Annotated in this window: 6 protein-coding genes; all 6 read right to left on the bottom strand. The window is 49.0% G+C overall.

Annotated features, from left to right (window positions below; all coding sequences use genetic code 11):
- Nucleotides 1-150: 150 nt before the first annotated feature.
- The 6 genes from AC3WRW_RS24580 to AC3WRW_RS24555 all read right to left on the bottom strand — a co-directional run bounded on the left by AC3WRW_RS24580 (nt 151) and on the right by AC3WRW_RS24555 (nt 16,912).
- Nucleotides 151-1,167: a DUF7309 domain-containing protein gene (locus AC3WRW_RS24580; protein ID WP_492548876.1), complete on the bottom strand. Its 1,017-nt coding sequence runs from the start codon at nt 1,165-1,167 to the stop codon at nt 151-153.
- Between the two features lie 170 nt (nt 1,168-1,337).
- Nucleotides 1,338-4,976: an immunoglobulin-like domain-containing protein gene (locus tag AC3WRW_RS24575; protein WP_492548875.1), complete on the bottom strand. Its 3,639-nt coding sequence runs from the start codon at nt 4,974-4,976 to the stop codon at nt 1,338-1,340.
- A gap of 60 nt (nt 4,977-5,036) precedes the next feature.
- Nucleotides 5,037-8,834, bottom strand: coding sequence for a GH92 family glycosyl hydrolase (locus AC3WRW_RS24570; protein WP_492548874.1), 3,798 nt, complete (start codon nt 8,832-8,834; stop codon nt 5,037-5,039).
- A gap of 82 nt (nt 8,835-8,916) precedes the next feature.
- A complete protein-coding gene (locus AC3WRW_RS24565; RefSeq protein WP_492548873.1) occupies nt 8,917-14,814 on the bottom strand; it encodes a GH92 family glycosyl hydrolase in 5,898 nt (1,965 codons plus the stop codon).
- A gap of 291 nt (nt 14,815-15,105) precedes the next feature.
- A complete protein-coding gene (locus AC3WRW_RS24560) occupies nt 15,106-15,897 on the bottom strand; it encodes a carbohydrate ABC transporter permease (protein ID WP_376768393.1) in 792 nt (263 codons plus the stop codon).
- 31 nt (nt 15,898-15,928) lie between these two features.
- A complete protein-coding gene (locus AC3WRW_RS24555) occupies nt 15,929-16,912 on the bottom strand; it encodes a carbohydrate ABC transporter permease (protein WP_492548872.1) in 984 nt (327 codons plus the stop codon).
- Nucleotides 16,913-16,921 lie beyond the last annotated feature (9 nt).

Genomic DNA, 16,921 nt, shown 5'->3' with positions numbered 1-16,921 from the left:
TAGTACTGCTCCTAATTTCACAATAATTATAGGGAGAATCCCAATAAAAGACAATCTTTTTTAGAGATAGCCCCATTCAACTACAAGAAAAAGAGGAGCTTCGCCCCTCGCTCTTCCTATGTAACGACCGCGTTCGTTGGGTAATTATCCTTATCCATTCAGAAAATGATCCATGATTCCTTCTTTGGCTTCCTCCAAAGCCGGCAGTTCATGTGCCAAATAAGCCTCTAGTTCGAAAGCATGCAGAAGCTGTCTCAAATAATGAGCCACATGTTCGTTGCATACCCATATACCATTGGGAATGACTTGCATTTTATCGAAAATGTCAAATAAACGCTCAGCCATCTTTTTTGGCACTTCCGATTTTTCAGCTAAACCGAAATGAAGGATTTGTCCTGATTCATGATCAACAAACAAGATCATCATCGGGTAATAGGGCCTTCCGCCCTCGTCAATAGGCATCGGCATATAAAAGCAGTCGATCTCCCAAATGGCATCTACCCTTTTGAGCGACTTTTTCAGTTTGGCGACTCGCAATTCATCGATGAGGTCCGCCGTATTCGCCAATACCACCTCTATAGGCAATGGTTCTATCCACTCATTTGACCAAGTCAAATTCAACAGGTCTCCAGTCGAGACTCTTGTTAAAAAGGTATTTTTCCCTTCCAATAGAGCGTCGGGATTGTGTTTATATGCTTCGGAAACTTCTACCGCTTGCTGCAGCGCCAAAGTTAAAAATAAGACGTGCTCCTGATCCTCAATCGGCCATGGAAGAAACCCAGGTTCATATAATCTGAACGTTGGCCAAGCATTAGCTCCCCGAAATTTCAGCCCAAGCTCTTTCATTTGTTTATACTCGGCGGGATACAACTCCGTTCTATTATCGAAGGAAAGCATCAAGCAGTGCTGCGTAAACATCGGATCTTGATTCGGATCCCCTTCGAACATGCTCATCAAGGTTTCAAGCCCCTCTGTCCCCAAATAGACAGCCAGACCATAGAGATCGCCTCCGCCGCCCATGACACAGCAGTATCCAATCTCCCCGTTTAAAGGATTCTGCACTCCGAAAATATGGCCGTTCGACAGATGCTCCCAACACGCTGCTCTTTTAAATGCTGCTGCTGCCTCGTACAGGTTTGTCCATTGCTCCATTGATTGTAGATTCATTTGTTTCTCCTTTTCTGGCTAATCCGACTATTTACTCATCATTTTAGCATAACGATTCTGAAAGTCGAATATAGGACGTCACTATTCACGATAGTTCTTTTCAACACATGTTAAAAAGGGCAGCCCCCATAAGGAGCTGCCCTTTCCTATAAGACCTTGCAGCAAAATCACTAGCCGAGAATCATTCTTGCGATGATGGCCAAGTCGGCAATGTCAATTTTGCCGTCGTTGTTCAGGTCGGCTTTCTTATACAGATGCCAATCCGGATCGTCGGATGTTTTGCCGTAATAAGCTGCCATAATCGCTAAATCACCGATACTGTAAGTGTTATCTCCGTTCAAGTCACCTGGCATTTGCGTGTTCATGGATGCCCGGAAAATTTGCTGCGCAACAGTCAAGTCAGCTGCGGCTTGATCCACTTGGGCTTGGCTGGCTGCCGCGTTGTCCGCTACGGCTTTGGCGCTATCTATCGCTCTTTGCAGCGCAGCCTTCGATCCGGCCGGATATTGGCCCATGCCAGTCCCTTCCACGGCTGCATCATGCAGGGATTGCGCTTCGGCGATAAGGCCAATCAGCGATGCTTTGTCTACGCTGTTGATTTGAATAGCGTGAGCAACGCCAGCTACAGTGGTTTCCACACCCTCACCGTCTGCAATAATTACATTGGACAGCGTTATGGCCGTGGATACCGATGCAGCAGCGGGTTTGGCTTTCCATTGCAAGCTAAGCAAACCGCTAACGAGAGAATCCTTTTTGGCCCCGATACTTGCTGCAAGAATGCGAACTTGGCCCGGTTTTTCTTTCTTGTCTATGACGATGAACCCATCTTGCAGCGATTTCACGGAGATAAACTCCACAGCAGACGGGTCATACGTGAAGATAAGGTCTTGGGCATAGATGCTTGGGTTCACGCTGTGCAAATCGTAAATAAGCTCAAACGAAGCGCCGGAGAGGACATGATCAACGCCAGTCAAATGCACGGTGTTGCTGTCAGGCGTTTCTTTAATCTTAAAGTCTATCGTATACGTTTTCTTCGTAGAACCGTCTTCCGCCGTAACCGCGATCACGGCTCGACCCGGCAGGCTTTCCGCTTGAGTCACCTTCAACGTGGCATTCGAATCTGCCGCCGTTGCAGCAACGGATGGTACTTGGACTGTTCCTTCCGGCAGTTCCACCGTATACCCTGCCGTATCTTTATTAAAGCCGGACAACGGATCCCCATTGATTGTGATTCCGTTTAAATCCGCATTGTCATTTAACGGTACTTCGACATCGCCTAACGCAGTGACAGTAACGGTAAAAGTTTTCGTCATGCTCCAAGCGCCGCTGCTGATCCTAGCAGTCAACACTGCCGTAACATTCGGATCGCCGTAGCAAGGCCGCACGATTTTGCCATGGAAATCGATCACTTCCGAGTCTGAGCTCGACCACGTAATGACCACTTCAGGCATCCCGGGTATGCGGATGGGCAATATCACATCACGGGAAACGGCATGCGTATTCCCCAAATCAAGGACTGCCGCAGCTGATATTATTCTTTCTTCATCGGCGCTTAACGCCTTAACCGTGAAGGTAAACACCTTCGTTGCGCTCTCAGAACCTTTGCTTAGTGTCGCAGTGAGCGCGATGACGGCATCCGGCTGCCCGACACCAGGGCGATGGACTTGCCCCGTTTCACTGAATACGGCCGGATTCGAACTTGCCCAGGCTATTCTCGAACCGAATCGACCGGTCGTCGGCAAGTACACATTTTTGGTCACCGTACCGCTGCCGCTAAGCTCAAGCTCGGCTTGGTCTGCGGCCAAATCGCCTTTATCTCCTTGGGCGACCACAGTGATCGTGAACGCCTTGGTTGCTGCTGCCGATCCGCTCGTGATCTTGGCCGTTAAGGTCACCACAGCGTTCGGCTGACCCGCGTCTGGACGTGATACATGTCCGGTCTCATCAACCACGGCAGGATTCGATGAGCTCCATGTAATGGTTGATCGATATTTGCCTTTAGTCGCCAGTTTCAAAGAATCCGCTACAGCGCTTGTGTCTCCAAGTTGAAGGGCTGCCTTATCCAGCTCGACCGCTTCCGCGTCGTCCATCGGGAGCACTTTAACGAGAAACGTCTTCGTCGCGACCGAATCGCCTTTTCTTATCGCAGCGGTCAGCTCCACCTCGGCGCTCGGTTCACCTTGAATCGGTCTTGACACAATCTTGCCTGCATCGCTCAATACAAGCGGATTCGAGCTCACCCACGTAATCGTTGTTTGCTGCTCGCCTGCCGCAGGCAGAACTAAATCATGTGAAACTGCGGAAGTATCGCCTAGCGTAAGCGCGTTTTTCGCCGCATTCACTGCTCTTGTATTGATTTCCCCGACAGTCGAATCATGTTCAATGGTTATATCGTCAACAGAACCACGGAAAAATCCTTGGACTGTCCCGCTGGAATCAAATCCGAACAAAATTTTATCAATGTATTTTCCATTCGCTACCTCGCCAATATTGGTCGTAATGAAATTCCATTGATCTTCGACGACATAACCGCCTTTCCCTTGGGCATTCGGATGAAGCACAACGCCATGTTGATCTTTAGCCCCCAAATCATGCAAGTAGGTTCCATCGGTAAACAAAATGTCAAGGGCCACATATTTGCTTGTCGTTCTCACATAGGTTGACAGAACATCGGACTCCTTCTCCGGGAATACCCAGTAAGAAAGCGTAGTAGAAGGTTTAACGGCAATTTCCGTGTCGAATATTTGGTTATAAGCGTAGGATTGATTGGCATTCAAAGCATTTCCGGAAAACTGGAGAGCAGCCGCTCCATTATGAGCGCCGGTTCCTTTTTTGGACTCCATTCCGCCGATTCCGCAGCAGAACTCTCCGATATTTTTCGTCAACGACAACAGCCGGTACGTATTGGCCGGGCCTGTCGTATCCGTCGGGGAGATATCCTCCGATTCAAAGCCGGTGTCAAAATCAATCGCCGCCTCATATTGAGAGTCGGCCTCTCGCATTGCCAGCACATTCACATTAAACTGCTTGGTTTGTACGGCATTGCCCTTTTTCACCGTCGCCGTCAATGTGAGCCCTGCATTCGGCTGACCGAGCTCCGGGCGCTTCACCAACTTGCCCGCATTGCTGAGCACGGCTGGATTCGAGCTTGCCCACGTGATTGTTGTGCCTTTTCGATACGTTGTGGGGAGTAACAAGCCTTTCGTTAACGCGCTCGTGTCGCCCAAATCGAGGGCTGCCGCCGCTGACGCTACGGAAGAGCTGTCATCAAGCTCCACCGCGTACAATTTCCAATCGGCTAATTGCGTATTCGTCGACTCGCCGTTGTTATTCAGAATGAATAAACGGTAATACCCGTATTCCTTCACTTTGTCGTCTGCAATCGTATACTCTTTCGTTTGGAAACGCGCGCTGAAAGTTTGATTGCTTTGCTCATCCAGCACATTCCAATTCACGCCATCATTAGAACCTTCAATCCGCCAGTTCTTCGGGTCCCTTGTCGGCGCATCGTTGGCTGACACCATGCCGTACTTTTTGACCGCTTGGGTATCGCCAAAGTTGAATTGGATCTGCACCCACACGTTCGTTGTCTGCGCCCCAAGCCACTTCGTATTGGCATTATTATCAAACAATTTCACCGCTGTTTCACTAGGCGGGTTTTCTTTGCTGAACTTTACGGTCAGATTGTTAGCCAAAGCGACATTGACCAAATCTCCGGGAGCCGCTTGCACGGATAAAACCGGAAGCAGGCCGGCCATCAGCACGCTGCAGAACAGAAAATGCAACATATATAAAAGCCTTTTCCTCATTTTCCAGGAACCTCCTTGAACAATAAATAACAAGATTTGTACTTCTTCCATAGAGAGGAGCTATTCCGGAATCTCAATAAATCTCCAAAGCTGAGCATTATTGTACGCGCTGCTTCCGGTGATGTTGACAACGCTGCCGTCCGCGGTTCCCGAATTTAAGACGTTGAGGTACATTTTCTGCTGACTGGCATTAAGGAGCGCTGCATTTGTAACTGTAAAGGCGTTGGCAAACACAAAGTCGATTTTCCATTTCTGATAGCCTAAATTGGTATTCGCTTCGATAAGCGTTCTGGTAGCATTGGCGTTGCTGCCACCCGAAACACTAAGCACCTTGCCTGCAGCCGGGTTCCATAGCTGATAGCCGCCGCCCGTGGCTGGAATGACCTGCCATTTCTGGTTGTCACCGCCACGATCGGTGCCCAGCTGCTGTTCTCCGGTCGGAGACACTTCGAGCACTTTGCCGCTGTTGGCGTTGATGATCTTATACTTGGCGTTGGATTTTGGCGTTTGGACCATCTTCCACTTTTGCGCCTCGCTGCTGGCTGCTGCTTCGGTCGTTACAGCTCCGCTTGATGAAGTGACACTCAGCACTTTCTTCGTTTTCGTGTTCAATACTTTGTAGTAACCGTCCTCTGCGGCAACAACGAGCCATTTCTGTTCTTCATTCGTATTCGGGGATTTAACCAGTGGCTGCGTGCCGTCCGAACTGTTCACATCCAGCGCTTTTCGGGCACTTTCGTTGATCAATGTGTAGTTCGTACATGCAGCACCGTTTAGCGACCATTTTTGATGACTTCCGTCAACATCCGTTCCGAGCTGCAGGCTCGCTCCCTCTGAGCTGTTCTCAGCAGGAACCTCCAGCACTTTCCCGGTCAACTTATTGACTAATTTGTACGTCCCGTTATCTACAACCTGAGAGCCGAGATCTCCATTGGAAGGCGGCGCCTGCGGCTCCGGAGGATTCGTTGCCCAGCTTGTATTCGGCGTAGTACCGAGAGTAAAGTCAAGAACGGCTCCGTCCTTAATGAGATCGTAAGGCAGCCAAGTGCTGTCATAGTTATGTCCGTTCAGCTTTAAGCTCTGGATATACTTCGCATCTTCCGAGGCGCCGTTGCCGATCAGCTTAATTTGTTTGCAGTCGCCTAAATTAATCGTCGTTTCCTCGAATAGCGGAGCATTCATCGAGAAGCCGCCGATTCCCGGAATGGACGGATACAACCCTAGCGCCGCCAATACATACCATGCAGAGCCCGCTCCCAAATCGTTGTTGCCAATCATTCCAGCCGGTCCGTCATGGAACAGCTCGACCATCCCTTTACGCACAATTTCCTGCGTTTTCCAAGGCTGTCCGGCAAAGTTATACGCCCAAGGGATACCGTAGCTCGGTTGGTTGCCCAAGAATGAGTACGGCTCTGTCGATCCTGCGTTTAATTTCTGGAAAAAGAAATCAAGACGCTTTCTTGCTGCCTCCAGGCCGCCCATTTTCTCGAATAATCCTTTGTAGTTAAAAGGAAGCACCCATGTGTATTGTGCTGAATTCGCTTCTTGGAAGCCGTGTTCGCTAGCCGGATCGAAGCTGCTCTCGAAATTTCCGTTCGCCAGTCGCGGCTGGATGTAGCCGTCTTTGAACGAAAGCATCCAGCTCTGCGAGCGGTTCAAGTACGTATTGTATTTCTCATCGTCGCCTAGCGCTTTGGCAAACTGAGCGATCGCAAAGTCCGCATTGTTGTATTCCGGAATATACCCGGTCACCCATCCGCCTCTTTCGATCGGAATGTAGCCAAGCTGCAAATAGTCGGCCAAATTAAACCGGCCATTCAAGCTGGACGGCGTCGATGCGTGGAAATCCATGACCTTCAGAGCTTCTTGCAAATCGAAGTTTCTTGCCCCAAAAGCGTACATGTTGGAGATCGTGATCGATGCCGGATCGCCGTTCATCACATTCGTTTCGGAGTTGGCAATGCTCCATTTCGGCAAAAAGCCGTTTCTGCTTTTGGCGTCATCCACAAAGGATTGCGCGATATCCGAGCCTATTTCCGGATACAGCAGTCCGATTAACTGCATCTGCGTCCGATACACGTCCCACCCGGAGAAAGTCGAATAATGCGTGTAACGGCCTCCGGTATTATAAATCTTTTGATCAAAGCCTCTATAATCGCCGTTGACATCGCTGTACACATTCGGGTGGATCAATGCATGATACAAAAAGGAGTAGAGCATCCGCTTATGTTTGTCCGTGCCGCCGGAAACTTGAATTTTACTGAGCGCCATTTTCCATTTGGCCTGTGCGGATTGTTTGACAGATTCGAAGTTCCAGCCCGGATTTTCCGTTTTTAAATTCAGCTTGGCATGCTCGATATCGGTATAGGAGATGGCTACCTTGACGTACACTTCTTTCTGGTCCGTCGTATCGAATCTGACATAGCCTCCCACTTTACGGTTATTCGGAATTTCCGATGATTCAGATACGCTATCTTTTGTAATTTGCGAACCTTTGTACGTGCCGACTTCGGTGAACGGTTGACTGAACTCTGCCGCAAAATAAACGGTATAATTGTTCGTATTTTCAGCTAACGTACCGCCGCTCCCCTTGCTGCCGCAAAATCCGCCGGCATTCACATAACCCGTGACCAAGGAGCTGTTTTTATCAATGTTGACGTTGGCATCTCTAACGCCCGTGCCGTTAATGCCCGTATTAATCAGCATCATCGCCTGCGTAGACGAAGGATAAGTGAATTTGCCGATACTCGTTCTTTCTGTTGCCGTAAATTCGGTTTTAATGTTGTATTTATCCAACAGAACACTGTAATAACCGGGTATGGCCGTCTCATTCTCACGTTGAAAAGGCGACGCATAGTCCTCGAAATTCGTTGCCGGCGATTTGCCCATTTTACCTACGACAGGTAAAAACGGGATGTTCTGCGCACTATCGCAGCCGGGTCCGTCAATATGCGTTAAACTGAAGCCTGCGATCGATTTGCGGTCGTAATCATACCCCGATCCCAAGGGTGACTTGCCGGAGCCAAGGTCGTTATAGCCGGTATCCGGACTCCATTGGATCATACCGAAAGGGACGACCGCTCCCGGGAATGTATTTCCTCTGTTGCCCCCGAAGCCGACGATGTCCAGCTTATTGTTTTGCGAGCCTAACAGCGGATTGGCGTACACGGACGGATCGAATTCGGAGTTTCTAATCTGAATGTCATCGATAAATCCCCGGTATGTCCCCGCATTGCCGCTCTGTTCGTAGGAAACGAGAATACGTTGAATCGTTTTCCCCGCTGTGGCAGCTCCGACATTCGAAGTCACAAAATTCCATGTGTCCAAAATCAATTGATCGCCTTTGCCCTGCTCTTCAGGCTGCATAAGAATGCCGTGCTGGTCCACTGCTTGATACGTGTGCAAATACGTGCCATCGTCAAAAGCAAGATCGACAGCGACATAAGTGCTGTTTTTTCCATGGTTTGCCGTGCTGCCGTCCAGCGTTGACTGGCTTTGGGGATAAATCCAGTAGGACAATGTCGTATTGGATTTTACAGGAATATTCACCGCAAACACTTTATTGTAAGCGTAGGCCGTACTTGTTCCTGTCGCTTTACCGGCAAAAAGCAGTGCCTTTTTACCGGATTTGCGCATCTCGCTTGAAATTTTGGATTGGGCTTGGCTGACATGATCGCTTGCTTCGGATTCGTCCTCCCAATTGGGCTGCATAGCTTCTTGGCTTTCAAATCCCGCATAGAAGCTTGGCGCAGCAGCATCTGCGGTCTGATCGAATCCCGGCGGGATAAACACGATGCCCCACAGCAGCACAAAGCTAAGCAAAAGACTGAATAATTTCCTCATAGCCTTTCTTTTCATCGCGATGACCTCCAAATTTTTTCCATGTGAAAAAATCGGGAGGAAGACGTTTGCCGCCCGCCAACCTCCCGACATGTAGAAATTACTCTAGAATCTTTCTTGCCATGATCGCAAGATCGGTGATATCGATGATGCCATCATTGTTCAGATCCGCTTTTTTGTACAAGTCCCAATTCGGATCTTGCGAAGTTTTGCCATAGTAGGCGGCAACAATCGCTAAGTCACCGATACTATACATATCGTCACCGTTCATATCCCCAGGCAAGCCGGTATTCACCGATGCAAGGAAGCTTTGCAGCGCCGCATTCAGATCGGTCACCGCTTGATCTACTTGCGATTGCGTAGCTGCGGCGTTGCCTGCGATTTGACCGGCAGCGTCGATAGCCGCTTGCAGAATGGCTTTCGTGCCAGCCGGATATTGACCGGTTCGAGTGCCTTCGACGGCTGCATCATGCTTCGATTGCGCTTCTGCGATCAATGCGCTGAGTGCCGTTTTGTCCACGATGCTGATGACGGAGTTCTTGAACGTTTGCAGAGCTGTGTTCAGCTGCGCTCTCGCTTGATCTGCTTCCTCTTGCGTAGCTTGCGTGTTCGCCGCTACGGCTTTAGCTGCGTCAACAGCCGTTTGCAGAACTGCCTTGGAACCAACAGGATACTGACCGAATTTGGTTCCTTCCACAGCTGCGTCATGTACGGCTTGCGCTTCCGTGATCAGGCTGTTCAGCGCCGCTTTATCCACCGCTTTAACGCTGATTGTTTTGGAAATGCCCGGCAATTCCATCTCTTTGCCCTCTCCATCGGCAATCACAAGGTGAGAGACCGCGATGGTTCCGGTGGCTCCAAGCTCGGATGCCTTCACTTTGAAACGAAGCGTCAGCAAGGCTCCATTAGGCTGGGAAGCACCCGCTCCAACGTGAACGGCAAGGTATCTGCTTTGACCCGGTACTTCCTTTTTATCCACGATAACAAAATCATCTTTCAACGATTTACCGGATACCAATTCAAACAGGTTCGAATCATAAGTAACCGTGATATCTTCGCCATACACGTTTTGCGCCACTCCGCCTAGCCCGTAGGTCAAATCAAAAGTTTGACCGGCCGTAACGGCTGAGCTGCCGGTTAATAAGGCTCCTGGCTCGCTTTTCGCGTGCTCGATGGAAATATCGTCGAAATAGCCGCGTGAGTATCCGGTTTTGCCCGTGGCGTTAAAGGAAATAAGAATTTTATCTACCGTTTTCCCGGCAGCCACTGCACCGATATTGGACGTAACGAAGTTCCATTGATCCGAAATGAGTTTACCGCCATTTCCTTGCGCCAGCGGACTGAGTCCGACGCCGTTTTGATCGACGGCACCCAGATTGCGCAGATACGTTCCGTCAGTGAACTGTAAGTCAACCGAGTAATATTGACTTGTCGTTCTTACGTTGCCAGGCAGTACGGTTCCTGCGCTGCCTTCCGGATTGATCCAATAGGAAAGCACAGTGGAAGGTTTAATGTCGAAATCAACATCAAACATTTGATTATACGCGTAGTTCTCTACGGCACTTGTCGCATTGCCGGAATACAGAATAGCGCTTGTGCTGCCGTTTCGTCCTGGTGTGCCAACCTTGGTTTCAACACCGCCGATTCCGCAGCAGAACTCGCCGATATTCTTCGATTCGATGGTACGGTTTTCCCAAGTTGGCATCACATCGCCCGGTTCGACCCCTGTTTTGAAGTCAACGCCGGCGCCGTAGCTTAGATCTGCTTCATTGATAGCAAGCACCGTTACCGTAAAGGTTTTCGTTGCGCTTATCGCGCCTTTTGTCACCGTTGCTGTCAACGTTAGGCTTACATTCGGCTGTCCGAAATCCGGACGCTTCACAATTTTTCCGTCGTTATTGACAACAGCCGGATTGGAGCTTTGCCATGTAATCGTTGTACCAAAGTCGAAATTGCCGTTAGGCAGGGTCAACTTTTTGGTTACAGCGTTGGTGTCGCCCAATTCCAAGGCTTTCACAGTCTCCGCTACCGCTGTATCATCGCTCACCGGAGGTGTCGGGTAGCCCAGAAGCTCGATTTCAGCGAATGAAGTGGTGGCGGTTCCCGAATTCTCCGTAACCTCTAGTCGGTAGTATTCGTATTTACCCGGACTTTGGATGGTGAATGGACGGGTATACAAACGCCAAGCAAAAGTTTCGTTCGTTCTTTGATCGAGTACGGTCCAATTCTTGCCATCGTTCGAGCCCTTCAGCATCCAGCTCTTCGCATCGCCATCCGTATTGCCTGAAGTCAGCGTATACATGGCCGCCTGCTTCTTCGAGCCAAGGAATTGATATTGAATCCATGGCGTCTTGCTGTTAAACGTCACCCGCGTAGATGAGCTGTTATCGAACAGGTTGCCGATTGTGGAGCTGTTTGTGCTATCGGTCGCTTTCGCTAAGCCTTGCGAGATCAATTTATCCGTCAGATCTTTCAGAGGTGCAGGAACTTCCGATCCTTTGGTAATGGATGACGGCACATCGTTCTCGCCGCTTCCCCATGTCGAAGGCTTAGGTCCCATATCAAAGTCCAACGTAGCGCCGGCAGCCAGAATCGCATGCGGCAGCGAAGTTTGCGTGTAGGCTTCGCCATTCACTTTCAAGCTTTGAACGTACTTGTTCTCCTTGCTGTTGTTTGGCGCATTAACCACAAGTTTTTTGCCGTTTTCAAGTTGAATCGTCGCTTTTTTGAACAATGGCGCGCCGACGGCGTATTCCGGACTGCCCATTTTGAGCGGATAGAAGCCTAAAGCTCCGAAGATATACCAAGCGGACATTTCGCCGTTATCCTCATCGCCCGCATAGCCTTGGCCGATTTGGCTGCCGAGGTAAAGGCGGTCTAGAGCTTCACGAACTTTCTCCTGCGTTTTCCAAGGCTGCCCTGCGTAATCATACATGTAAATAATATGGTGGGACGGTTGGTTGCTGTGCCCGTACTGACCCATTCTTACATCTCTGGCTTCTGTCATTTCATGGATGACTCCGCCATAAGATCCGGCATTTGAGCTGGAAGCAGGCTCCGGTATGCTGAAGAACTGATCCAGCTTCTCAGCCAGCTTCGCTCTGCCGCCGTACAGATTTGCCAAGCCTTGACCGTCTTGCGGCGCATGGAAGGCCATATTCCAAGCATTCGTTTCCGTATAGTCGCCGCCCCAATTTCTAGGATCGAAATTAGCAGGTGTGTTTCTCCAAGCGCCGCTTGCGGTTCTGCCGTTGAAGAATCCGAGATTAGGATTAAACATGTTGACATAATTTTGTGCCCGGTTAATGTAATATTGTTGATCTTCTTTGTAATAAGCGTTATAAGGATCGCTGGTGTCATTTTTCTTCGCGAGCGCATCCGCCAGGTTTGCAATGCCATAGTCATTGATGTAACCATCCACGGCCCATGACAATCCTTCGCCTGTATCCGTATTGGTAAAGCCATCGAAAACAGAAGTAGCCATCCCTTTTCTGCCTACATTGGCATTTGGCGGAGTGACCGCAGCGTCTTTCAACGCGGATTGATAGAAGCTTTTAACGTCGAAGTTCGTAACACCTTTCAAATATGCATCAGCAAAAGCGACATTCGCGCTAGTGCCGACCATCAAGTTGGCATAGCCCGGAGAAGACCATCTGGAAATCCAGCCGCCATCCCGGTAGTGCTGAACGAAGCCGTCAATAAATTCCCCGGCTTTACTCGGCGTCAGCAGCGTATAGGCCGGCCAAGCCGTCCGGTACGTATCCCAGAAACCGTTGTTGACATAAATTTTGCCGTCATTGATTTTCGCGCATGACACAGTTGCCGTGCTCGTTGTGCATGTCGTAATTGGCGTTTGGTCCGCATGCTTGTATACCGGAGCATCATTCGTGCCGACATTCTCAAACGCCGAGTTAGGATACAAGAACAAGCGGTACATGTTGGAGTACAACGTGATCAACTGATCCTCTGAAGCGCCTTCAACCTGAATAACGCCCATTTGTTGATCCCACTGCGTTTGCGCCTTTTCTTTGATCGTTTCAAACGTATCGGCAGGGCTGATTTCCAATTCCAAGTTTTTCTTGGCTTGATCCACACTGATCAAGGATGTCGCAATCTTCATCGTAACCACTTTATTCGACGTGGTGTCGAATTTGTAGTAGGCCTGCACATTTGTTCCACCGCCGCCGCTGCCTGTCAATTTGCCGCTTTCCTTGACCGGCTTATCGAAAGTAGCATAGATGAACATGCGCGTTGCGCCTGTGGAAAGACCGCTTTTTTGATCGGAGTAGCCAGAAATGGCATTGTTGGCTGCATCCAGCGTAATCCCACCACTGTTGCTTTGGTTGTCAAAAAGCAGGTTAGACGAGTCCCCGGCAAACGTGAACCGGAACATAGCTGCATGATCCGTTGGCGTAAATTCCGTTTTGAGACCATTTTCAAAAGTCACGCCGTAGTAGTACGGTTTCGCGATCTCGTTAGCATGCTTGAATGGCAAGGCCCGTGTTGTCCGGCTAATATTCGGAGTGCCTACTGTGTCGGAAGGCATAACGTGGAACGTTTGCCGGTCTCCCATCCAAGGACTTGGCTCATGGCTCAGTGCAAAGGCTTGAATGGTTGGCAGGTTGTTCGCGTTATTGCTTTGATTGTAATAGTAAGCCCAGTCGGAACTGGCGTTTGTTTTGGGTATCCAGAAATTAAATCCGTGAGGTACGGCAACGGCAGGAATATTATTGCCTCTGGAGAAGGTACCGTTGGATTGCGTGCCTCTCAGGATGTTGGCATAATCGGAAAGCCGGCTGTAGTTGGCAGGAGTTGGATTGCCTTCGATTTTGACATCATCAATCGTTCCTTTGAAGCTTGTTCCGTTTATCGCTGCCGGATTATCGTACGCAATCAGAATGCGCTTGATCGTTTTTCCGGCAGCGACAGCTCCGATATTGGATTTTTTGAAATTCCATTGGTTGTTATAAAGCGTCTTGGAGTTTCCTTGATCCTGCGGATTGAGCTTAATGCCATGTTGATCCAGAGCACCTAGATCATGCAAATAAGTGCCATCGGAGAAGGCGAGATCGACCGCAGCATAGGTGCTGGAATAATCCATCTGCGCTTTATCCGTAAATTCAGGAGCGATGTAATAGGAGAGTTCGGTATTTGGCGTCACCGCAATGTTGGTATCATACACTTTATTGTAAGAATACGCTCTGCCGTCAACCAAGTGGGTTCCGGAATACGTAAACCCTTTTAAGCCGCTCCACCCCGCATTTGATTTCGCATTGTAGAGACCCGACGGACCGTTCGACACATACGACTTCATATCCGCCGGAGGAGGCGGAGGGAGAACAATGCCATTGGAAATTTGGAACTCGGACAATTGAATATAGGAATCGCCGTTGTTCGCCGTAATGTTAATGCGGTAATAGAGATAAGGCTTATCATTCGCGAAGTCATATACTTTCGTCTGAAAACGTTCGCTAAAAGATTGATTCGTTCTCGTATCCAAGGTCGTCCAAGTGCTTCCGTCATTGGAGCCTTCGAACTGCCAGTTCTTAGGATCCCTTCCAGCCGAATCGTTCGCAGAGGTCAAGGCATATCGGACGACCGTCGATGCTTCGCTAAGCTTGAATCTTACCCAACTGGTCGAGTTCGTATCCAGCCATTTGGAATTCGTGTTGGAATCGATCAGATTGATGGCTACTTCACCTGAGGATGCATATTCTCCTCTTGCCGTTACTTCAACGACCTTACTCGTAATGCTCCCCGGGATGCCTGCAAAAGGCGTGTTGCCGTCGATGCCGGCAATCAGGCGAGTTCCGTCTTTGTCTGACTCCACGGTATTTTCCCATGTCACAGGGGGATCATTAGCCTCGAATGACGAGAAAAAGTCGGCTCCTTCAGTTGCTGCAAACGCCTGGTTATTCGAAGGTGTATAAAATGCTCCTGTTAGAAGTGTAAAGCTCGTTGCCATAGCCAGAAACTTCCTAGCTTTCCGGTTACCCATTCCAGAAAACCTCCCATTTTTGTTTTCAAAGCAAATCTGTTCTTGAAAATCCAAACAGCCTCCTTTCGAAGAACAACTGTAAGCGCTTCCCCATAAACATCTTACTGAAAGAGCTTGGCTTTAACTATGCGGTAAATCTATCTTTTCTTCCGAAAAAATAATCACATTTGACTCCCCTCCCACGATATGTGCCTTTGACGAGGCATCAATGACTGCCTGTCACTGCCTATGTTCAAGCATTTTTTAGTACAAAAAAACGCAGACCCGTCAAGTCTGGCGTTTTTCTGATGATCAGCCTTTAATGGAACCTGCGAGCAGACCGCGAATAAAATATTTGCTTAAGAAAATATAAACGAGCAGCGTCGGCAATGCGGCCAAAATCGCTCCGGCCATCTGGACGTTCCACTGGACGATTTGACTGCCGGACAAGTTTTGCAGAGCAACCATGATCGGCTGCTGCTTCTGTGTCGTAAGCGTTACGGCAAACAAGAACTCGTTCCATACGCTCGTAAACTGCCAGATGCCGACTACGACAAATCCCGTTAACGAAAGTGGAATAATGATGTACCGGTAAATCCCGAAAAATCCGGTTCCGTCAATTTTGCCCGATTCCAGAACCTCCGTCGGAATCCCGACGTAAAAGTTGCGGAACATCAACGTACAAATGGGCAGCCCATACACGACATGTACGAGAATTAATCCAGGAATCGTGTTATACAGCTTAATCGATTGCAAGAATTGAATTAACGGAATAAGAATACTTTGGTAAGGGATGAACATCCCGAACAGCATGAGCGAAAAGAGTAAGTTCGATCCTCTGAATTTCCATTTGGACAGGATGTATCCGTTTAAAGATCCGAGCAGGGACGATAACAGCGTAGCCGGAATGGCCAGCAAAAAGCTGTTCGTCAAATTGGGAATCAGTTTCTTAAACGCCTCTTGATAGCCCTTCAAGTTAAAATACTCCGGAAGCGCCCACATTTTATCGAGTGTAATCTCGTTCAGGCCCTTAACGCTTGTAATGAGCATGACATAAACCGGAACCAGATAAACAATCGCCAAAACGATTAGCACCACATACATCAGCGTACGATTCACGCGCTCCAGCGACATGTTAATCCTCCCCCTTGCGCAAGTTGGAAACCAAGTAAGGAATGATGAGCAAGGAAACTAGCAGCAGCATAATCATCGCGATACCTGCACCTTGAGCATAATGATTTCCACGGAATGTCGTTTCAAACATGTACACGCCGGGCACATCCGTAACAAACATGGCTCCCGGTCCTGTCATCGCATACACCAAGTCGAAAATCTTTAATGAGATATGCGCCAAAATAATAATTAAGCTCATCGTGATCGGCTTCAGCTGCGGCAGAATCACCTTCCGGAGCACCTGCCATTCCGTCGCGCCATCTACTCGCGCAGCCTCCCGCAGATCCTCGGATATGTTCCGCAGGCCAGCCAGATACATTGCCATTGCAAATCCGGACATTTGCCAGATCGCTGCAATTGCAACGGCAATAATCGCTACAGGGAAACCGAAATCAATTTGCCCGATATGGATTTTAGGGATAATTTCTGTGCTTACAAACCAGCTCGGCACATTCGTTACACCCAGCGATTTCAACAATAAATTGACTCCGGTCGTCGGATTCAGAATCCACTGCCATACGACCCCTGTCACGACAAAAGAGAGCGCCATCGGAAATACGAATATATTTCGGAAAAAGGCTTCCCCCCGTACTTTCCGGTCTACCATAACGGCCAGAAACAAGCCAACAAGCATCCCGCCTGCGATAAACAGAGCGGTAAACATAATCGTATTCCTTAAATCCGATTGAAAGCGGAAATCGTTAAACAGAAACGAATAATTGCTGAATCCGGCGTAAGTCAGATTTTTGACGAGCGTGTTCCACTGCGATAACGAAACGTAACCGGTCCAAGCTATAAAGCCATAAACAAAAATAGCAATTGCCGCTACGGAAGGCAGAAGCATTAAAATGGGAACAAGCTTTTCCGATTTCCAAATACTGCGCCTGCGCAGCGCAATACTAGGTTGATCTGTATTCAATTGTTCTTTTGTACCGATAGCATTCATCTATTCACA

Source organism: Paenibacillus sp. FW126-R14 (assembly GCF_058789495.1).
Note: the sequence above shows the minus strand (reverse complement) of the source record. Positions and strands in the feature narration are given on the sequence as shown.

Coding starts and splice junctions, on each gene's coding strand:
- AC3WRW_RS24575 (WP_492548875.1), bottom strand. CDS start 4,976: ATGAGGAAAAGGCTTTTATATATGTTGCATTTTCTGTTCTGCAGCGTG.
- AC3WRW_RS24570 (WP_492548874.1), bottom strand. CDS start 8,834: ATGAAAAGAAAGGCTATGAGGAAATTATTCAGTCTTTTGCTTAGCTTT.
- AC3WRW_RS24560 (WP_376768393.1), bottom strand. CDS start 15,897: ATGTATGTGGTGCTAATCGTTTTGGCGATTGTTTATCTGGTTCCGGTT.
- AC3WRW_RS24580 (WP_492548876.1), bottom strand. CDS start 1,167: ATGAATCTACAATCAATGGAGCAATGGACAAACCTGTACGAGGCAGCA.
- AC3WRW_RS24565 (WP_492548873.1), bottom strand. CDS start 14,814: ATGGGTAACCGGAAAGCTAGGAAGTTTCTGGCTATGGCAACGAGCTTT.
- AC3WRW_RS24555 (WP_492548872.1), bottom strand. CDS start 16,912: ATGAATGCTATCGGTACAAAAGAACAATTGAATACAGATCAACCTAGT.